Below are 23,027 nucleotides of genomic sequence, written 5' to 3' on the forward strand. Positions count from 1 at the left end.
TTTATAACGGTTGCATCATCTCAAGAATGATTCCATCCGGGTCTCTGAAATAAAACGCTCTGCTTTCCCCAAATCCATCTGCCCTGAAATCGAAATACTGCGGTTCAGACAAGCACTCCACATGATTTTCGATAAGAGTTTTGTAGACAGAATCAATGTCATCCGTGTAAAAGCATACTTCTGAGATAGATGTCGTAAACAAGTCTGATTGTTCTTTATGGATTTTGCTGTCTACAAACTGAATCAATTCAACCGGTGGTGCTTCAAGAGCCTTTGAACCATTCAAATATGCAACCCTTGCTTTACAATTTTCCTTACGGAACATTTTATCTGTTTCTTCGCCTTCCATAAAGATTTCGCCCTGAAATTCAAGCCTAAGAATATCTCTGTAGAAAGCAATCGAACGATCCAAATCAGAAACGGTTAATCCAACGTGATAAATTCTTCCAACCATATTTTTCTCCAATAATTTTTTTCATCAAACTGGAATTTAACTGTCTTTGCTAAAAAACCCTATAACAGCCATAATAAATCCTACAGGTATTAAAAGAAAAGACGCCCACATAATACCAATGTATATCAGCTCTAAACCTGCAAGAATCATTATTGCAATACCTAAGAGCATTAAACTGTTACCAAACATAATTTTTTTCATAATGCTTTTCCTCCACAACTTCCGATTTGCTTGTTCCATAAAATTCATTTTATTCGCCTTCAAACTTGCTGGCGGCGAACAGCATTTTATGCTGTTTGCGGACGGCAAGTCCACAAGGGATAGCCGCTTTAGCGGCGCAAGGGGGTGTAGCCACCTTGACGGAACGAAGTGACGCAACATTCTCGGTCAAGCAGTTTTCTTCTGCTGACGGAGAATGTTGCTCCGCAGGACGCACGATACTCCCGATAGGAGAGTATAGAAGTGCGCCCTTTAGTTCCTAAAGGGATTTTCTTCTGACCCAAATTATATAAAATGTAGATCAAGACATTTCTAAGAGGTACTCTCAGATTTTCACAACATAAGGTTCATCTTCAATAATACCCTGATCGTGGGTAACAATGATAACCGTTTTACCTTCTTCATTGAGTTCGTGCAATAACCTCATAACAATATCTCTATTTTTCTTGTCAAGTGAGCCAGTAGGTTCATCTGCCAAAACAACAGAACATTTTTTCATCATAAGACGAGCTAAAGCAACTCTCTGTTGTTCACCACCGGAAAGCTGATAAACTTTTTTGTTAACTTCCTTTGATAACCCCACACGATTAAGAGCTTCTTTAAGTGATACTTTAGTTCGGCTTGATTTTTTAATCAAACTTAAATTTTCTTTAACTGTCTTATTTTCAAGCAGTGCAAAATTCTGAAAAAGAAACCCCACTGTATCCGCAAAAAAACTGTTTTTATTTTTAAGCCGGGTAATATTCAGCCCTTCGATTATGATACTGCCGCTATCCGGTTTTTCGATACCACCAATCATATTGAGTAAAGTGCTTTTTCCACTGCCGCTATCGCCGCTGATTACTACAAAACTTCCATCCGGAATTTCTAAATTAAAGTTAGAGAAAATTATTTTCTCTCCAAATGCTTTATTTAAGCCACGAATTATAATCATAAACATCCTCCCTTCAATGACTTTGAGATATTTGTTTTTTCAACCCACATAATATTTGTGAAAATGATTGCCATTTCAATAATGGTGAGCAACGCTCCAATCAGTAAAGCAATCCCGACACTTGCGTTAGATATAAAAATTGAAACAATGCAAATCAATATCACAACGGCTATATTTTCTAAGAGATTAACGGAAATAAATCTTTTGTGCCTTTCATAAAAGCGATAGCCCAAAACCTTTTTGAGGGAGATTTCCATCGCATTAAGTCTAAATTCCATTTTCACTTCAGATATGATGATAGCGATATCTAACAGCAATACTAATACGCAAAGAGAGCTTATAAAGCCAATCAGTTTCACGAGGAAACTATGACTATAAATGTAATCCTCTCCGACATTCGTCAGCATAAAATAGTGTGAACCAAGCTGTTCTGAATATTTTTTCGCAGCATTACGAATTGTGCTTTCATCGCATCCGTAGATTACCTCACCATTATATGTTCCTGTTTCGATATAACTTCCATTTAAAGCAACAGCCTCATTTGCCTGATAAATCACAATCGGATTTGTTACTCTTGACAATCCGTCAATAGCCTCTTCTCTGTTCGAATTGAGATAATAAAATTGTTCTCTGCCAGAATATTCTTTATAAACAACACGCAGTTCTTCTGCATTTTGGGTAAGAGAGCCAATTTCCTCTTTTGCGATATCTTTGTATGATTCCGCATTTCTTCCCTTTGGCACGAAGACCACGATATCCTCTTTTTCATCATCTTCAGTAAGCATATCAGAAAACCCTTGTAGCATATCTCTGGCATTATGATTTACAAAAATATAATTATCCGTATCGCTTATCCGGCTGCCTATGCAGACCACCGGATTTATCGTGTTGTATTCATTTTCGTAAAGGTCATTCCAAAATTTGCTCTCTTTGGATTCCTCCTCATTTTCTTCAAAAGGAGGTTCAATCTGCATAACTCCAAAATAATAATCATTATAATGATTTTCTAAAAGAGTAGTGTTTGTAAGTAAATTACCTTGAATGCTACTGAGATTTGTAGTTATTGTAAAAATTGTCATAGCAGTAGCAAATACTTTAAGACCGTTCAGAAGATAAAACATACCTTTTTTATCTGAAGCATTGGCAAAGGCTTTTTTTACATCAAAGCGGACAAAAGCAGCATAAGGAATTACGGAAAGAACTGCTCCGGCACAATACACTGCCAAAATGAGATGATCTTCATACGCTCCCGATATAAATTGAGAAACAAGCAACTTTGCTAAGACGAATAATGCAGCATATGAAATCATATCAGCCACTACAGCTTTTAGAGCAATCACAGCAGCATTTTCGCCCAGAGAAGCTCGTACAACTACTTCCTTTTGCCTGCGTATCACCTCAATCATATTAAGTACAATCATCAATATGGCAACCAGGCCCCAAACAATGAACATCATATCAGTTTCGGTTGATTGCCAAAACTCTGGCTGCGATATAGAATATTCTTTTGCCAAATCTTGATATGTGGCAATAATGTCATCATCATCACCGATATAGCTGACCATTATTTCCTGTCCATTGCCTGTGTTTTTTGCTTCTCTAAAATCTTCAAATTCTATTACGGTGATTCCACCTATCAAAGCCGTATATGTTTTTTCCTCAATATCCATTGTGCTTTTAAGACTATCCCGAACAACGGTATCATCACCATAAATATAAAGTCTTGTCTGATAATTAGAAACTCTCTGATTAAAAGTCGAAAAAATATGAACACCATGCTTCTCAGCTGTATCTTCTGCATTGGCTAAAAATGAATCCATATCGTCATTAGTAGTTGTGTATCTGGACGATAAATAATAAGCACCATTAAAGTTCCAGAGCATATTTTGATATACTTCAGCTTGCATAACAAAAGCAAAAATAATCGTAATCAACAGCAATATATTTCTTATATGTTTCATTTGAAATTCTTAAACCTCCTTTGAATAGGTAACAGACACACGATTGCCCAAAATACTAATATGGATTTTTTCATACAACCACATTCTCTTGTTAGATTCTAATTTTCCGTTTTCTTTATTCGCATAAATTATACCATAAAACTTGTGAACAATTCTACCGCAACTTTGGACTATATGAGAAAAGTCCGAACAGTTTTCTGCCCGGACTTCCTCGCTCAATTATAAATCAACTCTGCTTTCACAACTTCCTCTGCCTGCGCCTTGCAAGCGTTCATCTGCCGCACCCATTCCATTTGGTTTTCAGCTTTCAGTTGCTCGGTCACGCCGTTTTGCTCTGCCAGTGACCGCACGATCAGCTCCATGCGGTTTCGTGCCGCTTCGTCAATCTCGGCGCAATGCTCAAAGAGCTTGTCGGATAGTACCAGCTCATTGAACAGTATCGGACGGTGCATTTTCAGATACGCCTTGCGAAGTCTGCCGTAGTGTCCGAGGGGCTTGGTCTTGCGGATAACGATGTTCGGGATAAGATAATCTCCGTTCTGTGTGTAAGCGATATTCATGCTGTTTGTACTCCTTTCATCGGCTCTCTCTGCGGTAAGCTGCTGACAGGGACGAACACGCCCCTTGCAATGTCCTCTGCACGAATGGCGGCTTTCTTGGCTTCGATTTCTGCCTTTTTCCGCTCCTTGATTTTATCCTCGTATCGCTTCTGCGCTCCGCTGGCTTTACGCTTCAAGTAGTTCTGATGAAGTCTGTCCTTGCGTTCCTCTCGCTTGCGGATTTCTTCTAATTCCTCCGGGGTCAGCTCCACTTTTCCAAACGCCGGGGGAACGAAACGCCCAACAAAATTGAAGTAAATCTCAACCTCCTGTGTGGTCTGTATACTTCCTTTGCGGTCACGCTCATGCACAAGAATTTTCTCGATAAACTCGTTGAGCATGGCAATGGTCAGCTTGTCGAAGTTCTCATACTTACCAATCAGAGCGATAAAACGGTCAGCGTCCTTTTCGTGCTTCTCATAGCTCTTGACAGCCTTTTCCAGAACAGAGATTTCAGCGGTAAGCTCGGACTGTTCCTTTTCGTATTGAGCGTCCAGAGTGGCGTATCTGCTGTCGGACAGCTTGCCTAAAATGTTGTCCTCATAGATTTTGCAGAGCAGGACTTCCAGCTCGGAAACTCTCTGCTTTGCTGTGGCAAGGCGTGTGCGCTGTTTTCTGACCTCTGCCGTCTGCTGGCTGGACTGCGCTTCCTGCACCACACGGACAAACTCGGCTCGGTCATGCTTGGCATACTCGGCAATAGCTTTGAGCATTTCGGAAACAAGGGACAGTACCACATCTTCATTGATACGGTGCTGTGTCGTGCAGAGCTTTCCAACTGGGACTTTGCTGTATTGGGAACAGGTATATTGAGAAATGCGCTTGCCGTTGTTGGTGCGGTGGACATACATCTTGCCGCCGCAATCGGCACAATAAAGCAAGCCTGTGAGGGGAGCTGCTTCGCCCCAGCCGTCCGGGTAGCGTCTGACATTCCCACGGATTTTCTGCACAAGGTCAAAGGTCTGCTGGTCAATAATGGCTTCGTGCGTATTCTCAAAAATCGTCCATTCGTCCTCCGGGACATAATGGCTTTTCTTGTCCTTGAAGTGCTTTCGGGTCTTGAAATTGATGGTGTGTCCCAGATATTCACGCTTTTCAAGAAGGTTGCAGATGGTGGAAGAACCCCAGCCGTACACATCTTTGAAAGTCTTGTTTTTGTTCACGCCCTCGCCGTGTTGGGCAAGGTAAGCAGACGGAATAAGCACCTTTTCCGATTTCAGTTTGCTGGCGATCTGATACGGACCGTAGCCGTCAATCGTCATGGCAAAGATGCGCTTGACCACATCAGCGGCTTCGGGGTCAACCAACCATTGGTCTCTGGCTTCGTTCCAGAGATAGCCGTAAATGACCGTGCCTGTGAGGTGCTTGCCGGACTTGCCTTTTGACTGGAAAGTGGAACGGATTTTACGGCTGGTGTCTCTGGCGTAATACTCGTTCATAATGTTGCGGAAAGGGGTAAAATCATCGTCCCCTCTGGCACTGTCCACGCCGTCATTGATGGCGATAAGTCGCACGCCACGCTGACGCAGGATTTCCATAATCTGACCGACTTTCAGATAGTCACGCCCCATGCGACTCATGTCCTTGATACACAGGTACTCCACATTCCCGGCTTCAACCTCTTTCATCATTGCCAAAAATCCGGGACGGTCAAAGCAAGTGCCGCTAATGCCATCGTCCGTGAAATGGACAATGTTTGTAAAGCCCTGCCGTGCGGCGAACTCCTCCAACATAGCCTTTTGATTGGATATGGAATTGCTCTCACGCTGTTGGTCATCATCTTTGCCAAAGTCATCACGGCTCAGTCGTTCGTACAGAGCTGTAATTTTCTCATTTTTTCTCATAACTTGCGCTCCTTTCTTCGGTTTTAGGTTGTGTGTTCTAAGAGACTTCCCAACCGCTTGATTAAGAAGTCTTTTAGAGCATACAACACCGGCAGCCAGCTTATAAAGTTTGTACTGCCGCACGGCAAAGGATTTTGGCTTCTTCTTGCCCAGATCCTCAAACAGTAGGTCAACTGGATTCTGATAGGTTTCATCATCTTCCGAAACCTGCATAGTGTTTAGCATTTCCAGCAATGTTGCGAAGTTTTGCTCCTCGACAGGGGCTTCGTAGTGGAGGTATGCGATCAGCGAAACGAGCAGAAGCCGTTCCGCTTTGTCCCAGAATGGGTCGCCGCCCTGACCTTCACCTTTGGTGTTGGTCATCAGTGCGGTCACGAGTTTCAGAACATCCTTTTCACTGTGGATGTACGCCATGGGGTTATAGCGCATACTCTTGGAAAAGTTGATGGTGTTGAAGAATTTTAGCTTGTAGCCGTGCTTTAACAGGGCTTCTCCACATTCCACGCCGATACTACCTTTCGGATCTGTAACTACGAATGATACCGGAAAATTCTTGGAATCACATTGCAGCAGATTCGGCTTGATAAAGAACCTTGTCTTACCGCTGCCGGAGCCGCCGACTACCAGCACATTTTTGTTTCGGGCATTCTTGGGGTCCGGCGGGCGGTTGGACATCATCAGGCGTTCTGTTTTGGTCAGGATGATATTGTCCTCAAATTTCGGAGCCATGAACGGCTCGATATCTTTGGGTCCGCCCCACCGGGCAGAGCCGTACTCCATGCCGTGACGGTACTTCTTGGCGTTTTTGCCTTTCAGGTACACCGCCAGCCGCATTCCAGCGCCGCAACACAGACCAATGAACAAGTCAAATGGGTGCAGGCTGGGCAGCGGATTGGCAAACGCTGCCGGGATAGTTCCCATCAGCGATACGATTTTATCGCCCAGTTCCTTGCCCACGGCCAGCCGCCACGCCTCGCCCAGATTAGTGGCTAGCAAGCCAATTACCACATAGGGCAGATAGAGCGCCAGCAGCTTGGAAAGCTTCTTTTTGCTCATAGGCCGCGCTCCTCCTGCTTGTGCCGCACTTTGTCTGGCAGATTTGCAACGGACTGCGCCAGATCATGCAGCTTTGCCAGCACGGAAGGACGCTTGGTTTTATCCAGCACCGATGCCGAATATTCCTTGAACGCTGCGCTCAAGGCATCCGTGTCCTGTGCCTTGAAGTAGACCAGATACCGGGGCGGTGTGCAGGACAGGTCTTTCTGGATGGAGTAGTCAATGTGATACCGCTTAGCATAGCGGTCAAAATCCTTGATGCCGGTTTTCTGGATCTCCACATTGGTCACGCCACGGTTCTGCCGTACCAGCCGCTTCATGGACTGCTTGCCCTGCGAAGCGTGCTTGTCGTACTGCCGCAGGAGAAACTGCATCCCGCGCAGCAGGGTGCGGGCAGACAGTTTCGTGGTCGAGATGGCAAGGTTGACCGTCTTATGCTCGATTTCTTCCTGCATCGTTACCACCTCCCTGAGAGAAACTCAGCTTAACGGTCATGTGCCACCGGGGGCTTGCTCACAGCCTTTTCCGCGTCATTCTGAACCGATTCGTCCAGAACCGGAATGACCATCAGGCGACGCCCCAGAGGGAGAAAGGCTTCGGGTTGATGGAATTCTTCTTCATACTTCTGCGCCAGCTCCGGGGAGAGCGATACAAAATCTTCCTCGCCCAGACCTACCACCAGAAAGGTTCCGGCAATAACATCGTACATCAGCCCGTCCTCGTCCCATAAGGCTCGGTTCAGCGGCAGACCCATGAGCTTGCCGTCATCGTTATAAACGATGGCGACCGGATCTTCAAAAGGGTAGCTTGCGCCGATGGAGCCGCCCACCGTCTGCTGCAAGGCTTTCAGGTCGTTATCGATCTCGACCTGCTGCGGATACTGTCCCGGTGCAATTTTCAGCACCGACAGAGTGTTCTCGTTCTGCTCCATTATCTTCCTCCTCGAATTTGATGGTGATCTCCTGCCCGGCACGAGCGGCATTCATCAGTGCGGCGATGAAAAAACCACAAAGGGCACCAGCTTCAAAAATGATAAACGAATAAATATAATTCATAATAACCCTCCTACATTGACTGAACTGTGAGAAAAAATCTCTCAGGGAGGACGAGGAACGCAAGATGCGATAACGGTATGCTTAGTGGAAACATTGGCATGAGTATGCGGTGCGGCATCGGTAGAAAAATAGTCGTACAGAGCATCCCGCAGAGAATGGAAGCAACAAGCATGGTAGTCGTGCAGACGGAGAACCAGAATCTTCAAAACATCAACGGCGGAACAGTAAAAGTCCTCCGTGACTTCTGCGAAACTCGCATAGCAGGTCATTTCAGTATCCATACTGCACCTCTCAGTCAATGCAGATGCAGACCATCTTCTCGCGGCCAGCCATCAGAGGAACACTGTTCTCGCCCAGATAACACTGGATCAGGTACAGGTCGGCGGTGGTAAGTGCAACAAAATTGCCATCGGTGTCGTAGCGTACAAAGATGACTGCGCCGGACAGGTAACGCTTGCCAGCCAGCGTAATGACCTGACGAGGATCATAACAGAGAGCCAGCGGCACATCTTCGCTGATGCTGTAGCAGGAATCAGTTTCATCAAAGCAAGGCAGGTAACTGCGAACATTCGCCAGCGGAGTGATGGTCAGTTCGACCTCCGGGGCAATCACGGCGGCGTAAACTTCATCATCGCCGAGCTGCCGCTCCAGCACATCGCTCATCTTGTTGAAGAAGTCGGTCACAGCATTGTCCATGTGGTTGATTTTCTGGTTCATGGCTTCGATGGTCTTTGCGGTCTTGAGATCAATGGTAGTGTTCATAGTGCTTTTTCTCCTAATTTTTGCAAAAAAGAAAGACCCGGTTGGGTCTTACATTCAAAATGTGTGTTAGCGTTCATTCTGCCGCTGCTGTTTACGTTGCCACTGATCCAGCAGCTTGATGATAGTGTCCTCCATCTGTTTTGGAGTATAGCTGCGAGGGAAATATTTCCGCAGGGTGTCGTTTTTGATAACCACCTTGTCCAGCTCGTCCTTTTTTTCTTCTCCCATGACAGCAAAGGCAACATCATACGAAAAGTGCCCTTCCTGCGCCAGCTTTTTAAGCCGCTGCGCTTGGGAAAGGGACGGTGCATTCTGGGTGTCGTTCATCGCTTCTAAAAAATCCCGCTGTTGGCTTTCGTCCAGATAGGACAACTCCACAGCGGGATTGAAGGCAATTTTCTTTTCGTCTACCATGTCCAGCAATTCGGGAATAAGGTTGGTCAGGCGGATAAAACGCTGGACGGTTTTATATCCCTCGCCAGCATCTTCCGCAACCCGTTCAATGGACAACTTCGACTTCTGGACAATTTGTCCAGAAGTTAAATCCGACCTAGCACCTTGTTTTTTTATTGCTTCCAGCTTCATTTTGTAGGCGAAAGCTCTTTCACTGGGCAAGATGTTTTCACGTTGGAGATTGCTGTCCACCATGAGCAAAACTGCGGCATCATCATCCATCTGACGGACGATGACAGGCAGGGCATCCAGCCCAGCAAGCTGTGCAGCGTGCTGACGGCGGTGCCCAGAGATGATCTCGTAGCCACCTTCCGGGCGTGGGCGAGCAATCAGTGGAGACAGCACACCGTACTGCTCTACGCTCTCTACGGTGCGCTGCATGGATTCATCGTCCAAAACCTTAAAGGGGTGGTTTTTGAAAGGAAACAGCTCTCCAATGGGGATTTGCTGCACCTGCTCTCGCTGCTGCTCCTGTCGTGATTCCTCGGTGGAGAAAATGTCATCTGCCCCTTTCAGCGACACGTTTAAGCTGCCTTTCGACATTCGCCAACACCTCCTCGTATTATAAAAGAGTAGTATTTATAGACCGCTCTCCAGCGGTATGCTACACTGTATGGGATGCTGTGGATTGGTGAACACCTCCTACCGCAAAGACGGTTTGACGAAGGCTCCAACCACAGCTTCTTTGTTGAAATGTTAATCAGTTAGATACCGCCAGACGGTTTATTTAGAACGAGGTTACAAGAGCAAAGAAGTCTGTGGTCCTAAGCAGCATTGAATAATATAACGGAGGTATAAAATGGTCTGTGTCGGAATTGATGTTGCCAAAGATAAGCATGACTGTTGCATTCTCGATTCGGAAGGAACGACCCTTGTCGATTGCTTTACCATTCCCAACAACATGGATGGTTTCAAAAGTCTGCTACAAACAATCCAAGACTGTTCTCAAAAATCAGACAAAATAAAAGTAGGGCTTGAGGCTACCGGACATTATAGCTACAACATCCTTGGGTTTCTTCTTGACAATGATCTGCCCGTCTATGTCATGAATCCCTTGCATACCAACCTGTATCGAAAGAGCCTCAGTCTTCGCAAAACTAAAACCGATCGTGTGGATGCAAAAACGATTGCAACTATGCTGTTGTCCGATGTAGACCTTAAGTCCTACACAGATACAGCATATCACAACGAAGAACTAAAGTCACTCACGAGATACCGATTTGATAAAGTTCAGGAACGCGCTAAACTAAAGCAGTCGGTGTCCAGATTGGTTACAATCCTGTTTCCGGAATTGGAACAGCTTGTTTCGTCTATCCACGGCACTTCAATCTACGCACTTCTCAGTGAGTATCCCGGTGCAAAGCAGATTTCAGAAGCTCATCTGACCAGATTAGCTAATATTCTCGTGAAAACATCCAGAGGCCATTACCGAAAAGATAAAGCTACTCATATCCGAGATGCAGCCAGAACATCCATTGGTTCTGTTATGCCTGCTAAGTCTTTGGAATTAAAGCACACCATTAAGCTCATTCAAGAACTTACCTCCGAAATCAATGAAATTGAAGATGCCATTCGGAAAATCATGGATGAATTGAAACCGCCGATCCTTTCGATTCCCGGAATGGGATTTCATTCTGCTGCGATGATTCTTGCAGAGGTAGGGGATTTTTCGAATTTTAACTCTCCTGACAAAGTTTTGGCTTATGCTGGATGTTCTCCCTCCACATACCAGTCAGGAAAACTCACAAACTGCTATGCACACATGGAAAAGCGTGGCTCTCGTTATCTTCGATACGCTCTTTACACTGCAACCAAATACGTCTGTTACTGGAATCCCGTTTTTACTGAATACCTTACCAAAAAGCAAGCTGAAGGCAAGCACTACAATGTTGCCCTATCTCATGCCACAAAGAAACTCGTACGACTGATTTACGCTTTGCAGAAGTCCGGTAAAGCATATCTTGCCGTCACTTGATTTTCTCCAGAGCCTGAGTTAAACCTAAGAACAACTTAGCTGGCGCAGCGAACCCTTGACAAACCGAAGCATTCAAATGCTATTCTGTTTTTGCGAGGGTTGGCTGGGCTTGCTTTGCTGTTCTCTCCGTCACCCTCGCTACTCCAAGGCCAGCATTTGAATGATGTTTGTCATGGGCAGCGGATGGTTGGCGGATTTTTTCATTTTAGGGCTTGACTTTTAATAGTTAGTCTTCGTCAGATTTTTGTAGCCCTCAGCCACCTTGCCGCTGGGATCATGGGCAAAAATGCTTTTTCCCTCGGCGCTGATTTCCTTAGCCCGGACAGAATGGGGGATCTCTGTGCCGAATACTTTGATTTTGCCGCCATAGGTCTCCCGCAGGAGCGCGGAGATCTCTTTGGCAAAGTTGGTTCGGCTGTCCACCATCGTCAGCAGGATACCGTCTATCTGGAGCTTGGGGTTGATCTGCCGCTTTACCTTGTTTACCGTGGAGAGCAGCTGTTCCAGCCCTTTGGCGGGCAGATACTCCGCCTGAACGGGAATAATGATCCTGTTCGCAGCGGCCAGCGCATTGACCGTGAGCATCCCCAGGGAGGGCTGACAGTCGATGAGGATATGGGAGTATTGCCCCTTCAGCGTGTCCAGATATTGCCGCAAGATAGTCTCACGGCTCATGGCGTTTACCAGAGAAACCTCCATACCGGAAAGCTGAATATCCGCAGGCATCAGGTCAACGCCTTCTGCATGATGCAGAATACCTTCTCCGGGGCGTATAGGCTGATCCATCAGAATTTTGCCCATTGCATCCGACAGTGTAAATGGCAGTTTGTCCGGTTGCGGATTTCCCAAGCTGATTGTCAGGCTTCCTTGTGGGTCCCCGTCAATCAAAAGCACTTTCTTTCCGGCCTGTGCCAGACCTATTCCCAAGTTGGCACAGGTTGTTGTTTTGCCAACGCCGCCTTTCTGGTTGGCAATGGCAATGATTTGTGTATTCAAATAAACCTCCTCCTTCTACAAAAAATATCCCTATTCCGAAAAATAGGGATGAAAAAAGCCGCTTACTCAAATAAATGAATAAACGGCTATGTAAGAAATATTCGATTGTAAGTAAAGTTTTATATCACTGCAAAATACCGAAGTGCATCTTTGATTGCTTCTACCTTTTCTGGTGTCGGATGCTTCCTCGGCTGTTTCAATTCTTCTACCGCATTAGGAGCATCATACATTGGCAAGCCTAAATCTCTCTTTACCTCTGCGATATATGCGGTATGTACTTTGAAGCCGTATTTCGCTTCTATGTACTCCTTAATCATTTTGTAGGTCACTTTTTCTTTGGGCTTGTACGCTTCGGCTCTTTTAGCAATACTATCTACCGGAATCTTGCCCTCGCCCTCTCCAAACTCCACATCAATGTGGATATAACTGTCGGCTTTTTTGTGGGATAAAAGAACTACCGTCTCGATATGCTCACTGTGAGGGAACATATCCACCGGCGTGCTGCTCTCCACTTTGTATCCCTTCCGGGTCAGCAGCTCCAGATCCCGGGCCAGCGTGACCGGGTTGCAGCTCACGTAGACCACACGTTTCGGGGCCATGCGGGCCACGCTATCGATAAACTGCGGCGTAGAGCCCTCCCGCGGCGGGTCCATAAAGATCACGTCTGCGCGTTCACCAGCCGCAGCGGCTTCGCCGATCCACCGGGTGGCATCTGCGGCAAAGAAGCGGGCGTTCTTCACGCCATTGTGCTTTGCATTGCCTATGGCATCGTGCACCGCTTCGCGGTTCACCTCCACGCCCACTACCTGCTTTGCATGGTCGGCGGCGGTCAGGCCGATGGTTCCGATGCCGCAGTAGGCATCCAGCACCACTTCTTTGCCGGTGAGATGCGCCGCGTCCACCGCAAGGCCGTACAGCACTTCGGTCTGGGTATGATTGATCTGGTAAAAACTGCGCGGGCTGAGCGCATACGTCTTGCCGCAAAGCTCGTCCAGAATGAATCCCTTGCCGTACAGCACCTTTTCCATATCGCCCAGCACCACGCTGGTTTTGCGGTCGTTCACGTTCTGGACGATGGTGGTGATGGCCACGCCCTGCTTTCCGGCTTCGGTCAGCAGGGCTTTGACAAAGTTCTTGGCACCCGGCAGCACCGGCTGAGCCGTCACCAGCACCACCATCACCTGCCCGGTCATAACGCCGCGCCGCAGCAGGCAGTGACGCAGAAGGCCGGTGCCCTTATCCTCATTAAAAGGCTGGTAATGGCAGATGCCCGCTGCCGCACGCACAGCCAGCATGGTCTTATCCAGCACTTCGTCCTGCAAAAGGCAGCTTTCCACCGGCAGCACCTTGTGGCTGTTTGCCGCGTAGATGCCGGAGGTAAGTTTTCCACCCCAGCCGGTGGTAAAGGTGGAGATCACCTTGTTCCGATAGTGGTACGGCGTTTCCATGCCCCGGATGTGCTCCACCGGGCCGAATCTGCCCAGCAGCTTTTTCACGGTCTCTTCTTTCTGTTTCAGCTGTGCGGCGTAGTCCATGCCCAGCATCGGGCAGCCGCCGCAGTTTTTGGCACGCAGTTTGCAATCCATCTTCCGCTCTCCTTTTTACCCATAAGGGTCATACAGATCATATTCTTCCGCTTCCAGATGCTTTTCCTCCAGCACCTTCATGGCCTGTTCCAGCTCGCTTTGGCCGCAGCCGCTCTCGCTGACCAACGCGTGCACCGCCGCCGCAAGGTCGCCGCCAAAGAGGGTGTCCAGCCGTTCCCGCATACTCCACACGTTGTAGGCGCGCTGGGTGATGGCCGGAGTGTAGGTATTGCGGTTGCCATCCTTGCCGCTTTTCACCCAGCCCTTTTCTTCCAGCCGGTAAAGAAAGTTCAGAACGGTCGCCGGTGCCCAGCCCTTTGCGCGCAGCTTTGCGTCAATGTCCCGCCGGGTGACGGGCGCACGGCAGGCCCACACGGCAAGCATGACCTGCTCCTCTGCCGCCGAAAGCGGCTTTACACTGTCCGGGATGCCATACATCCTGCTGTTCTCCCTCCTTTTGGCATCTTTTTTGCTTTTACGTTTGTCTTTGTTTTATTATTATACCAATCTCTGCGCCAAAGCGCAAGAGCCGGAAACGCCGATGAAATCAGGCTTTTTCAGCTCTATTTTACATTTGTCTTTGTTTTTGTTTTTCTATCAAGGACATTTGTGTGCTTTGTGCCCGCACAGGGGCTTTTGCGCCGTATCTTTGTGCAAAGATGCTCTTGTTTTCATCCCTGCAAAACCGGTATACTACGGCTACAGCAATCAACAGAACGCACCGCAGAAAACCGCGGTGCTGTGCGATACAGGAAAGGGAGAGTTCATTATGGCACGAGTTTACAACTTCAGCGCAGGCCCCAGCATGCTGCCCGAGAAGGTGCTCAAGCAGGCACAGGCAGAGCTGCTCGAGTATGGCAACAGCGGTCAGAGCGTGATGGAGATGAGCCACCGCAGCAAGTGGTTCGATGCCATCATCAAGGACACCGAGGCCACCCTGCGCCGGGTAATGAACATTCCCGACAACTACAAGGTCGGTTTCTTTCAGGGCGGTGCCACCCAGCAGTTTGCCATGGTCCCGCTGAATTTCATGACCACCGGCAAAGCAGATTACCTTGTCACCGGCAATTTCTCGAACCTTGCCGCCAAGGAAGCCGCCAAGTTCGGCGAGGTGAACATTGTTGCTTCCAGCAAGGACAAGAACTTCACCTACATCCCGGACGTGAACGCCATCAACTATGATAAGGATGCCAGCTACATCCACATCTGCCAGAACAACACCATCTTCGGCACCCAGTTCGTGGAGGTGCCGCAGGTGGAGGGTGTGCCTCTGGTAGCCGACATGAGCTCCATGATCCTCTCCAAGCCGGTGGATGTGACCAAGTACGGCTGCATCTACTTCGGCGTGCAGAAGAATGTAGCTCCCGCCGGCATGGCCATTGCCATCGTCCGCGACGATCTGCTGGGCCATGCCGCCGACAATGTGCCCACCATGATGAACTACACCACCCTGCTGGGCAAGGACAGCATGTACAACACCCCGCCGTGCTGGTGCATCTACATGACCGGTCTGGTACTCAAGTATCTGGAAAACGACATCGGCGGTCTTGCCAACATGCAGAAGATCAACGAAGCCAAGGCCAAAGTGCTGTACGACTATCTGGACGGTCAGGGCTTCTTCACGAATCCTGTGGAGCACCGCTACCGCAGCACCATGAATGTCACCTTCACCAGCCCCAATGCAGATCTGGACAAGAAGTTCTGCGCCGAAGCTGCAGAAGCAGGCTTCGTGAACCTGAAGGGCCACCGTCTGGTAGGCGGCATGCGCGCTTCCATTTACAACGCAATGCCCGCCAAGGGCGTGGACAAGCTGGTGGACTTCATGGAGAAGTTCCGCAAGGCAAATGCATAAGAGGGGAATTCAGATATGTATACGATCAAAACTTTGAACGCCATCAGCCCGGTGGGTCTGGCAAAGCTGAACAACAAGCAGTTTGACGTGGCTGTGGACACCGATGCCCCGGACGGCATCCTCGTTCGCAGCGCCGACATGCTGAATACCGCCTTCAACGACAATCTTCTGGCCATCGCCCGCGCCGGTGCCGGCGTGAACAACATCCCGCTGGACCGCTGCAGTGAGCAGGGCATCGTGGTGTTCAACACCCCCGGTGCCAACGCCAACGCTGTGGCCGAGCTGGTGATCGGTATGCTGATCGCCGGCAGCCGCAATGTGGCTGCTGCTGCCCAGTGGTGTCAGGGCCTGACCGGCGACCCCGCCATGGCAAAGACCGTGGAAAAGGGCAAGAAGCAGTTCGTGGGCAACGAGATCAAGGGCAAGACGCTGGGTGTCATCGGTCTGGGTGCCATCGGCTCCCGCGTGGCTAACTGCGCCATTGAGCTGGGCATGGAGGTCTACGGCTACGACCCCTACATCTCCATTGATGCCGCATGGAACCTGAGCAGTCAGGTACGCCACTGCGTGAACCTGAACGACATGCTGCCCCTGTGCGACTACATCACCATCCATGTGCCCTACCTGCCCACCACCAAGGACACCATCAACGCCCAGACCCTTGCCCTGTGCAAGGACGGCGTGAAGATCCTGAACTACGCCCGCGGCGAACTGGTCAACACCGAAGCGCTGCTGGAAGCCATGGAGACCGGAAAGGTGTCCGGCTACATGACCGACTTCCCGTCTGAGGCCATTCTGGGCAAGCCCGGCATCGTGTGCACCCCGCATCTGGGCGCTTCCACCCCGGAAGCCGAGGACAACTGCGCCGTGATGGCTGCAAAAGAGCTGAGCGACTACCTGAAGAACGGCAACATCATCCACTCGGTGAACATGCCGGAGGTCAACCAGCCCCGCGCCGGCGGCAAGCGCATCTGCATCATCCACAAAAACGAGCCGGGCATGATCAGCCAGATCACCGCCCTGACCACCGAAGCCGGCCTGAACATCGAGAACATGGTGAACAAGAGCAAAAAGAACATGGCCTACACCATGCTGGATGCTACCGGTGCTGTGGACAAGAAGCTGGCCGAAAAGCTGGCTGCCATCCCCGCCGTGATCCGGGTGCGCATCCTGTAAAGCAAAACGGTTTAAAATGCCCGCCGCTTCGCTCTGGGCATCTTCAGCGGAAAACGATTTTTATTTTAGCAACCCGGAAAAATCTGCGGATTTTTCCGGGTTGCTTTTTCACAGAGAAGGGCCGTGGCGGCAGCCTGCATTTCCAAACCAGGATTTTTTACAAGCTGGAAATTCTTTCTCGTCTTATCTGCCGGTTAGTTTCCATTTACAAACTGTAGTTTGTCTTAAAAAACGCGTTAAAGATAGCTTTTTCTAACTACACATCGTAAAAAGTTTACACGTATTAACATTCAAGAAAAAGCTTGAAAATGGTAAATTCTGTGCTACAATAGGCTCGACAGAAGGGAAATGTCCACCCTGTTCTCCGGCTTTTGGGCCGGTATATTCATCTTACAGGTCCTGCGGTGCAGGGCCTCTGACAGGAAATAGAAAAGGTAGGGAAGTTACTATGGATATCAAGAAGATCGCACTGTTCGCCGCCGGTACTCTGTTCGGCTCTGCCGGTTTCAAGCTGCTGTCCAGCAAGGATGCCAAGAAGGTCTACGCCCAGACCACTGCTGCCGTGCTGCGCATGAAGGACTCCACCATGGAGACCGTCAGCAAGGTCCAGGAGCAGGCCGGTGACATTCTGGCCGATGCAAAGGCCATCAACGAGGCTCGTGCTGTTGAAGCCGAGGCTGCTGTGATCGAGGATGCCGCCGAGGAGACCACCGAAGAGACCGCTGAGTAATTTTCGGTTCGTAAAGCATTGAAAGCCCCAACGTGGCTTTCGAGCCGCCTTCGGGCGGCTCTTTTTTGTGAGAGTGGGGCCGCAGGCGTGCAGGGTATAGCAGCCTGACGCTGCGGCAAAAAGATAGAGAAGGATATTTGATATATGAAATGTACCATTCTGCATGAAGGCAAAGGCCGGATGCGCGTGCATGTGGAAAAAGTCCGCATGACTTTGCACCGTGCCGATGTGCTGGAAGCTTATCTGAACCACCATGATGCCATCGTCCATGCCGCCGTTTACGAGCGCACCGGCGATGTGGTCATTACCTATACCGGCAAGCGCACCGCCGCCATTGCCATTCTGGCAGGCTATAAGTTCGATGTGGCCGAGTATGACGCTCTGGTCACCTCCGCCGACAGCCGCAGGCTGAACCGGGAATATCAGGATAAAATGTTCGATTTGGTGGCAGGCCGCTGCCTGCGCAAGCTGTTCCTGCCCGCACCCCTTGACGCTGCCTACACGGCATTCCGCTCCATCCGCTTCCTCTGGAAGGGTGTGCGCTGCGTGCTGAGCCGCAGGCTGGAAGTGGAGGTGCTGGACGCTTTGTCCATCGGCGTCTCGCTGCTGCGCGGCGACTTTGGCACCGCCGGTTCTGTCATGTTCCTGCTGAATCTGGGCTCTCTGCTGGAAGAGTGGACCCGCAAGAAGAGTCTGGACGATCTGGCCCGCAGCATGGCCCTGAACGTGGACAAGGTGTGGGTGCGCAGCCAAGGCACCGAAGTGCTGGTGCCTCTGACCAAAGTACGCTCCGGCGATGAGGTGGTCGTGCGCAGCGGCAACATGATCCCGCTGGACGGCACCGTGCTGGAAGGCGAAGCCATGGTAAATCAGGCCGCCCTGACCGGCGAAGCCATGCCGGTGCGCAAGGCAGAGGGCTCCACCCTCTATGCCGGCACCGTTGTGGAGGAGGGCGAGTGCGTCTTTATCGCCAAGGCCGAGGGCGGTTCCAACCGCTACGACAAGATCGTGGCCATGATCGAGGAATCCGAAAAGCTCAAGTCCAGCACCGAGAACCGTGCGCTGGTGCTGGCCGACAAGCTGGTGCCATGGTGTCTGGGCGCAACGGTGGTCACCTATCTGCTCACCCGCAACGCCACCCGCGCCATCTCCTGCCTGATGGTGGATTTCTCCTGCGCGCTCAAGCTCTCCATGCCGCTGGCCGTGCTTTCCGCCATGCGCGAGTGCGGCAGCTACCACATCACCGTCAAGGGCGGCAAGTATCTGGAAGCGCTGTCTCAGGCCGACACTATCGTGTTCGACAAGACCGGCACCCTCACCCGTGCCACCCCGCAGGTAGTGGAGGTCGTACCCTTCTCCGGCTGTAACGAGCGCGAAGTTCTGCAGCTGGCCGCATGTCTGGAAGAGCACTTCCCCCATTCCATGGCCAACGCCGTGGTGCGTGCCGCCAAGGAGCGCGGCATTTCCCATGAGGAGATGCACTCCGAGGTGGAGTACATCGTAGCCCACGGCATTGCAAGCCGCGTGGGCGGCCAGCGCGTGGTCATCGGCAGCCACCACTTCGTCTTTGAGGATGAAAAGTGTACCATCCCCACAGCCGAGCAGCAGAAGTTCGATGCCCTCAAGCCCGCGTATTCGCACCTGTACATGGCTGCCAGCGGGCAGCTGGTGGGCGTGATCTGCATTTCCGACCCGCTGCGCCCGGAAGCCGCCGCTGTGCTGAACGGACTGCGTGCGCTGGGCATCCGGAACACCGTCATGATGACCGGCGACAGCGAGCGCACCGCTGCCGCCATTGCAAAGCAGGTGGGCGTGGACCGCTTCTTTGCCGAGGTGCTGCCCGAGGACAAGGCAAACTTTGTCCAGCAGGCCAAGGCCGAGGGCCACACCGTGGTGATGATCGGCGACGGCATCAACGACTCCCCCGCTCTGTCTGCTGCCGACATTGGCATCGCCATCAACTCCGGCGCTGCCATCGCCCGCGAGATCGCAGACGTGACCATCAAAGCTGACAGTCTGGAGGAACTGGTGGCCCTCAAGGCCATCGCCAACTCTCTGCAAAAGCGCGTGCACGCAAACTACCGCTTCGTGCTCACCTTCAACTCGGCCCTCATCGCGCTGGGTGCTCTGGGCATCCTGCAGCCGGCCTCCTCTGCCATGCTGCATAATCTCTCCACCATCGGCATCAGCCTGAAGAGCATGACCAATCTCCTGCCGGAGAACAAGGCTCCGCAGCTGAAAGCATAATTACCGCAAAAAATAACGCCGTGTCCGAACATTCGACACGGCGTTATTTTTTATCTGTTATTCCAGCCCGATCTGCTGTGCATACTCTTCCAGCAGCTCCCGCTCCAGGAACGGGGTCTTGACACCCTCGCGGTCACGGTAGGTCTCGTGGCCCTTGCCAATGACGGCGATCAGGTCGCCCTCCTGCGCGTGATCCACTGCGTAGTGCAGCGCATCCAGACGGTCGGGGATCTCCACAAACTTTGCGTCCGGGTTGCCCTTGTTCATGCCCACGCGGATATCAGCAAGGATGTCCTCCACCTTTTCAAAGCGGTTGTTGTCCTCGGTAAGGATGGAGAAATCGGCCATCTTGGCGCAGATCTCGCCCATGCCGTAGCGGCGCAGCTTGGAGCGGTTGCCGCCGCAGCCGAACACCACCACCAGACGGTGGGGCTTGTAGGCCCGCAGAGTGGTGAGCAGGCTCTCTGTGGACACCTCGTTGTGGGCGTAGTCCAGCAGGATGGTGAACTTCTTGCTGATGGGCACCAGCTCCACGCGGCCCTTGACCACGCACTTGCCAAGGCCGTCGTGGATGGCCTGATCCGGCAGGCCCAGCACCTTGCCCACCGCCAGAGCTGCCAGCGCGTTGTACACGCTGAACTCGCCGGGCATATTCACCTTCACATCCATCTCGTCCTTGCCGGTCACATGGAACTTCACGCCCAGAAAATCGTGGGTGCGCAGCAGTTCAAAGCCGGTCTCGCGGTAGTCCGCCTGCTCAGCACGGCCATAGGTGACAAGGCGGCAGGTGTGGCCTTCCAGAAGTGCTTCGGTATTCTCATCGTCAATGTTCACCACGCCCACATCGCAGCGCTTGAACAGCTGGCCCTTCCAGCTGCGGTACTCCTCAAAGGTCTTGTGCTCGCCGGGGCCGATGTGATCCGGCGAAAGGTTGGTGAACACGCCCACATTGTAGTGCACACCGGCCACGCGGTCCATCATCAGGCCCTGGCTGGAAACCTCCATCAGCGCGGTGTCGCAGCCTGCGTCCAGAAACTCCCGAAAGGTCTTTTGCAGTTCGTAGCTTTCTGGGGTGGTGTTGGCAGTTTCCTTGTGGCGGCCCATATAATAAATGCCGTTGGTGCCGATCATGCCCACCTTGCGGCCTGCAGCTTCCAGCACGCTCTTGATCATGTGGGTGGTAGTGGTCTTGCCCTTGGTGCCGGTCACACCGATCATGGTCATCTTGCGGGACGGGTTGCCAAAAAGGTTCGCGCTCATCAGGGCCATGGCATAGCGGCTGCTTTCCACCTTGACCACGGTCACGCCCGGCATGGCGGAAAGGTCGATGTCGTGCTGGATGACCAGTGCGCTGACACCCTTTGCCGCGCAGTCGGCGGCAAACTCATGGCTGTCACGCTGGGTGCCCACGATGCACACGAACAAAAGGCCCGGTGCCGCCTTGCGGCTGTCGTAGATGATATCCGAGATCTCGGTGTCCAGACTGCCCTGCGCAAGGGTAAAGGGCACGCCTTCCAGTAACTGTTCCAGTTTCATACTGCACACGCTCCTCAAAACATTTTGTCACATGGGGTTTTCTTCGTTATTTGCGGTCATGCGGGCGGGGTCGGTCAGCGGTGTTTCTTCCGCAGCTGCCGCCGTATCGTCCGCAGGCTGAGCCGCAGCGGCATCCTCTGCACCGTCTGCCGCAGTATCCTCGGCAGCAGAGGTGTCAGGCTCTTCCTGCACGGTCTTTTCCGGCACAACATAACCGGAGGGCAGGGTCGGCTGGCCCTGTGCAAAGTAAATTTTACGGGTGCTGCCCGCGCTGACATGGCTGAAATCCAGTCTGCCGGTGTCGGTAGGGGCACAACCCTTGCCGTCGGCATTGGTCAGCACATAGCGTGCGCGGTCCAGCTTATAATCCAGATCGTTCCGTGTACCCAGAAGCACACTGACACGATCCTGATACAAAAATGCCATCTGGTCGGTGTCCGCAAATTCCATGCGGGTCACATCGTCCAGCATCCCATACTCTTCCAGCTTTGCCTGCAGCTCATTCAGCGCATCCAGACGGTCGTCCGTCTGCACCGCTGCCGAAGCTGCTGCCGAACCGGATGCATCCGATGCCGCCGGGTCTGCCTGCGCTGCAAAGGTCAGCTGGTCGCCGGGTGTCACCGACACCGGCTCGCCGCCGTATAGGGTCTTGAGTTCTTCCGGCTGGGCAGACTCGCAGGCCAGGATCTTGAACTGATCCGAGAGGGTCAGCCAGCCGCTCTTCGTCTGCATGGCATAGGTAGGCACCGCCTCGGTCACCTGCACCACCACCGTGTTGGGGTAATCCCGAACCACCCTGATGGATTCCAGCAGCGGGAACTGCTTTTCCAGCTCCGCTTCCTTGGCGGCGGGGTCAAAGCTGAAAATGTTCTCTTCGGTCTGCACACCCAGTGGCTGCAGGATCTGGCTGCTGGAATAGCCGCCCACCTCCTGCACCACGGTGCCGTCCGCCGTCTGCACCTGAATGGTGCCGATCTTAAACAGCATGGTCATGGTCAGGTAGACACCGGCGGCGATCACGGCCAGCAGGGTCACAAAGGCCATCAGCCGCCGCAGCATCCGCCGCCGCTTCAGTGCAGCGCGGGTCAGGCGGCGCTTCTTGCGTTTTTCCCGCTGTACCGGGTCGCGTGGCTGCTGTTGTGCCGGGCGCAGACGCTGGTTTTTGTAGCGCTGCTGCGCTGCCTGAGCTGCTGTCTTGCGCGGCTTCTGCCCCTGTGAACGGCGCTGCTGCGGCTTGCGGGCCGTGCCGGATGCACGCTGTTCCGGCTGGGCCGTGCGGCTTCGCTGCGCGGTACGGTTCCGGTTCTGGCCGCTGGTGCGCCGGGTGCCGCTCTGTTCGGTGCGGCGCGGCTGCGAAGGAAACTCGATGCTGTTATCGGTACGGGTGCGGCGCACCGTACCATTGGCGGTGCGGTCCGGCGCAAAGCTCAGCGGTTCCCCGTTGAAGCCATAGCGCCCGTCCGCACTGCCGGAAGATCCTTTTTGTTGTGAAGGCGGCGGAGTATGCTGCAGGTCTTTCCGCAGGTCGTAGATATTGCCGTTGTTTCTGTTATTGCGGTATTGCTGCATGGCGCACACCTCCTTTCCGGTTT

22 protein-coding genes are annotated in these 23,027 nt (G+C 51.5%); 5 read left to right on the plus strand and 17 right to left on the minus strand.

Features of this window, described 5'->3' with window-relative positions; translation table 11 throughout:
• Window position 1 precedes the first annotated feature (1 nt).
• The 12 genes from GKG36_RS10850 to GKG36_RS10900 all read right to left on the minus strand — a co-directional run bounded on the left by GKG36_RS10850 (window position 2) and on the right by GKG36_RS10900 (window position 9,880).
• Window positions 2-454, minus strand: coding sequence for a VOC family protein (locus GKG36_RS10850; RefSeq protein ID WP_154260674.1), 453 nt, complete (start codon window positions 452-454; stop codon window positions 2-4).
• Window positions 455-490: 36 nt separating this feature from the next.
• Complete coding sequence (locus GKG36_RS14605) at window positions 491-655, minus strand: hypothetical protein (protein ID WP_167535107.1); 165 nt, start codon at window positions 653-655, stop codon at window positions 491-493.
• Between the two features lie 343 nt (window positions 656-998).
• Complete coding sequence (locus GKG36_RS10855) at window positions 999-1,607, minus strand: ATP-binding cassette domain-containing protein (RefSeq protein WP_002593328.1); 609 nt, start codon at window positions 1,605-1,607, stop codon at window positions 999-1,001.
• The gene (locus GKG36_RS10860; protein ID WP_118401293.1) at window positions 1,604-3,568 is read right to left on the minus strand and encodes a DUF1430 domain-containing protein; all 1,965 of its coding nucleotides are present in this window, start codon (window positions 3,566-3,568) and stop codon (window positions 1,604-1,606) included. Before GKG36_RS10860 ends, GKG36_RS10855 begins: the two co-directional genes overlap by 4 nt.
• A gap of 215 nt (window positions 3,569-3,783) precedes the next feature.
• Complete coding sequence (locus tag GKG36_RS10870) at window positions 3,784-4,128, minus strand: TnpV protein (protein ID WP_117624609.1); 345 nt, start codon at window positions 4,126-4,128, stop codon at window positions 3,784-3,786.
• On the minus strand, window positions 4,125-7,067 hold the full coding sequence (locus tag GKG36_RS10875; RefSeq protein ID WP_154260678.1) for a DUF4368 domain-containing protein: 2,943 nt from the start codon (window positions 7,065-7,067) through the stop codon (window positions 4,125-4,127). The genes GKG36_RS10870 and GKG36_RS10875 overlap by 4 nt, the downstream gene beginning before the upstream one ends.
• A complete protein-coding gene (locus tag GKG36_RS10880; protein ID WP_015536851.1) occupies window positions 7,064-7,522 on the minus strand; it encodes a PcfB family protein in 459 nt (152 codons plus the stop codon). The genes GKG36_RS10875 and GKG36_RS10880 overlap by 4 nt, the downstream gene beginning before the upstream one ends.
• A 29-nt stretch (window positions 7,523-7,551) precedes the next feature.
• Window positions 7,552-7,998 (minus strand): DUF3846 domain-containing protein, encoded by a 447-nt coding sequence (locus GKG36_RS10885; protein WP_154260680.1) that lies wholly within the window; start codon window positions 7,996-7,998, stop codon window positions 7,552-7,554.
• The gene (locus GKG36_RS14610; protein WP_173012955.1) at window positions 7,922-8,122 is read right to left on the minus strand and encodes a hypothetical protein; all 201 of its coding nucleotides are present in this window, start codon (window positions 8,120-8,122) and stop codon (window positions 7,922-7,924) included. Before GKG36_RS14610 ends, GKG36_RS10885 begins: the two co-directional genes overlap by 77 nt.
• Before the next feature lie 41 nt (window positions 8,123-8,163).
• Window positions 8,164-8,403, minus strand: a complete 240-nt coding sequence (locus GKG36_RS10890; RefSeq protein ID WP_117553877.1) for a hypothetical protein — start codon at window positions 8,401-8,403, stop codon at window positions 8,164-8,166.
• Window positions 8,404-8,413: 10 nt separating this feature from the next.
• Complete coding sequence (locus tag GKG36_RS10895) at window positions 8,414-8,884, minus strand: hypothetical protein (RefSeq protein WP_117527646.1); 471 nt, start codon at window positions 8,882-8,884, stop codon at window positions 8,414-8,416.
• Between the two features lie 66 nt (window positions 8,885-8,950).
• The gene (locus GKG36_RS10900) at window positions 8,951-9,880 is read right to left on the minus strand and encodes a ParB/RepB/Spo0J family partition protein (protein ID WP_154260682.1); all 930 of its coding nucleotides are present in this window, start codon (window positions 9,878-9,880) and stop codon (window positions 8,951-8,953) included.
• 256 nt (window positions 9,881-10,136) lie between these two features.
• Here GKG36_RS10900 and GKG36_RS10905 point away from each other — a divergent pair, with 256 nt between their 5' ends.
• Window positions 10,137-11,312: an IS110 family transposase gene (locus GKG36_RS10905; RefSeq protein ID WP_005928045.1), complete on the plus strand. Its 1,176-nt coding sequence runs from the start codon at window positions 10,137-10,139 to the stop codon at window positions 11,310-11,312.
• A gap of 219 nt (window positions 11,313-11,531) precedes the next feature.
• Here GKG36_RS10905 and GKG36_RS10910 read toward each other — a convergent pair whose 3' ends face one another.
• The 3 genes from GKG36_RS10910 to GKG36_RS10920 form a co-directional block, all read right to left on the minus strand.
• Window positions 11,532-12,308, minus strand: a complete 777-nt coding sequence (locus tag GKG36_RS10910) for a ParA family protein (RefSeq protein WP_154260684.1) — start codon at window positions 12,306-12,308, stop codon at window positions 11,532-11,534.
• A 119-nt stretch (window positions 12,309-12,427) separates the two neighbouring features.
• Complete coding sequence (gene rlmD, locus GKG36_RS10915) at window positions 12,428-13,894, minus strand: 23S rRNA (uracil(1939)-C(5))-methyltransferase RlmD (RefSeq protein WP_154260686.1); 1,467 nt, start codon at window positions 13,892-13,894, stop codon at window positions 12,428-12,430.
• Window positions 13,895-13,909: 15 nt separating this feature from the next.
• On the minus strand, window positions 13,910-14,332 hold the full coding sequence (locus GKG36_RS10920) for a BlaI/MecI/CopY family transcriptional regulator (protein WP_097774344.1): 423 nt from the start codon (window positions 14,330-14,332) through the stop codon (window positions 13,910-13,912).
• 331 nt (window positions 14,333-14,663) lie between these two features.
• On the opposite strand from GKG36_RS10920, the gene serC reads away from it, so the two are divergent.
• The 4 genes from serC (at window position 14,664) to GKG36_RS10940 (ending at window position 19,899) form a co-directional block, all read left to right on the plus strand.
• Window positions 14,664-15,746: a 3-phosphoserine/phosphohydroxythreonine transaminase gene (serC, locus tag GKG36_RS10925; protein ID WP_154260688.1), complete on the plus strand. Its 1,083-nt coding sequence runs from the start codon at window positions 14,664-14,666 to the stop codon at window positions 15,744-15,746.
• 15 nt (window positions 15,747-15,761) lie between these two features.
• On the plus strand, window positions 15,762-16,922 hold the full coding sequence (locus GKG36_RS10930; RefSeq protein ID WP_154260690.1) for a phosphoglycerate dehydrogenase: 1,161 nt from the start codon (window positions 15,762-15,764) through the stop codon (window positions 16,920-16,922).
• A gap of 448 nt (window positions 16,923-17,370) precedes the next feature.
• Window positions 17,371-17,652 carry a DUF6110 family protein gene (locus tag GKG36_RS10935; protein WP_154260692.1) on the plus strand — a complete coding sequence of 94 codons (282 nt, stop codon included), beginning with the start codon at window positions 17,371-17,373 and terminating at the stop codon, window positions 17,650-17,652.
• Between the two features lie 144 nt (window positions 17,653-17,796).
• Window positions 17,797-19,899: a heavy metal translocating P-type ATPase gene (locus GKG36_RS10940; RefSeq protein ID WP_173012959.1), complete on the plus strand. Its 2,103-nt coding sequence runs from the start codon at window positions 17,797-17,799 to the stop codon at window positions 19,897-19,899.
• 57 nt (window positions 19,900-19,956) lie between these two features.
• Here the strand turns inward: GKG36_RS10940 and GKG36_RS10945 are convergent, their stop codons facing one another.
• A complete protein-coding gene (locus tag GKG36_RS10945; RefSeq protein WP_154260694.1) occupies window positions 19,957-21,435 on the minus strand; it encodes a UDP-N-acetylmuramoyl-L-alanyl-D-glutamate--2,6-diaminopimelate ligase in 1,479 nt (492 codons plus the stop codon).
• A gap of 27 nt (window positions 21,436-21,462) precedes the next feature.
• Entirely contained in the window at window positions 21,463-23,004 is a 1,542-nt protein-coding gene (locus tag GKG36_RS10950) for an FtsQ-type POTRA domain-containing protein (RefSeq protein WP_154260696.1), read from the minus strand.
• Window positions 23,005-23,027 lie beyond the last annotated feature (23 nt).

It is taken from the genome of Faecalibacterium sp. BIOML-A1, from assembly GCF_009679715.1.
GTDB lineage: Bacteria > Bacillota > Clostridia > Oscillospirales > Ruminococcaceae > Faecalibacterium > Faecalibacterium taiwanense.

Coding starts and splice junctions, on each gene's coding strand:
- GKG36_RS10855 (WP_002593328.1), bottom strand. CDS start 1,607: ATGATTATAATTCGTGGCTTAAATAAAGCATTTGGAGAGAAAATAATT.
- GKG36_RS10895 (WP_117527646.1), bottom strand. CDS start 8,884: ATGAACACTACCATTGATCTCAAGACCGCAAAGACCATCGAAGCCATG.
- GKG36_RS10890 (WP_117553877.1), bottom strand. CDS start 8,403: ATGGATACTGAAATGACCTGCTATGCGAGTTTCGCAGAAGTCACGGAG.
- GKG36_RS10905 (WP_005928045.1), top strand. CDS start 10,137: ATGGTCTGTGTCGGAATTGATGTTGCCAAAGATAAGCATGACTGTTGC.
- GKG36_RS10950 (WP_154260696.1), bottom strand. CDS start 23,004: ATGCAGCAATACCGCAATAACAGAAACAACGGCAATATCTACGACCTG.
- GKG36_RS10900 (WP_154260682.1), bottom strand. CDS start 9,880: ATGTCGAAAGGCAGCTTAAACGTGTCGCTGAAAGGGGCAGATGACATT.
- GKG36_RS10880 (WP_015536851.1), bottom strand. CDS start 7,522: ATGCAGGAAGAAATCGAGCATAAGACGGTCAACCTTGCCATCTCGACC.
- GKG36_RS14610 (WP_173012955.1), bottom strand. CDS start 8,122: ATGAATTATATTTATTCGTTTATCATTTTTGAAGCTGGTGCCCTTTGT.
- GKG36_RS10930 (WP_154260690.1), top strand. CDS start 15,762: ATGTATACGATCAAAACTTTGAACGCCATCAGCCCGGTGGGTCTGGCA.
- GKG36_RS10945 (WP_154260694.1), bottom strand. CDS start 21,435: ATGAAACTGGAACAGTTACTGGAAGGCGTGCCCTTTACCCTTGCGCAG.
- serC (WP_154260688.1), top strand. CDS start 14,664: ATGGCACGAGTTTACAACTTCAGCGCAGGCCCCAGCATGCTGCCCGAG.
- GKG36_RS14605 (WP_167535107.1), bottom strand. CDS start 655: ATGAAAAAAATTATGTTTGGTAACAGTTTAATGCTCTTAGGTATTGCA.
- GKG36_RS10935 (WP_154260692.1), top strand. CDS start 17,371: ATGGATATCAAGAAGATCGCACTGTTCGCCGCCGGTACTCTGTTCGGC.
- GKG36_RS10920 (WP_097774344.1), bottom strand. CDS start 14,332: ATGTATGGCATCCCGGACAGTGTAAAGCCGCTTTCGGCGGCAGAGGAG.
- GKG36_RS10885 (WP_154260680.1), bottom strand. CDS start 7,998: ATGGAGCAGAACGAGAACACTCTGTCGGTGCTGAAAATTGCACCGGGA.
- rlmD (WP_154260686.1), bottom strand. CDS start 13,894: ATGGATTGCAAACTGCGTGCCAAAAACTGCGGCGGCTGCCCGATGCTG.
- GKG36_RS10860 (WP_118401293.1), bottom strand. CDS start 3,568: ATGAAACATATAAGAAATATATTGCTGTTGATTACGATTATTTTTGCT.
- GKG36_RS10875 (WP_154260678.1), bottom strand. CDS start 7,067: ATGAGCAAAAAGAAGCTTTCCAAGCTGCTGGCGCTCTATCTGCCCTAT.
- GKG36_RS10870 (WP_117624609.1), bottom strand. CDS start 4,128: ATGAATATCGCTTACACACAGAACGGAGATTATCTTATCCCGAACATC.
- GKG36_RS10850 (WP_154260674.1), bottom strand. CDS start 454: ATGGTTGGAAGAATTTATCACGTTGGATTAACCGTTTCTGATTTGGAT.
- GKG36_RS10940 (WP_173012959.1), top strand. CDS start 17,797: ATGAAATGTACCATTCTGCATGAAGGCAAAGGCCGGATGCGCGTGCAT.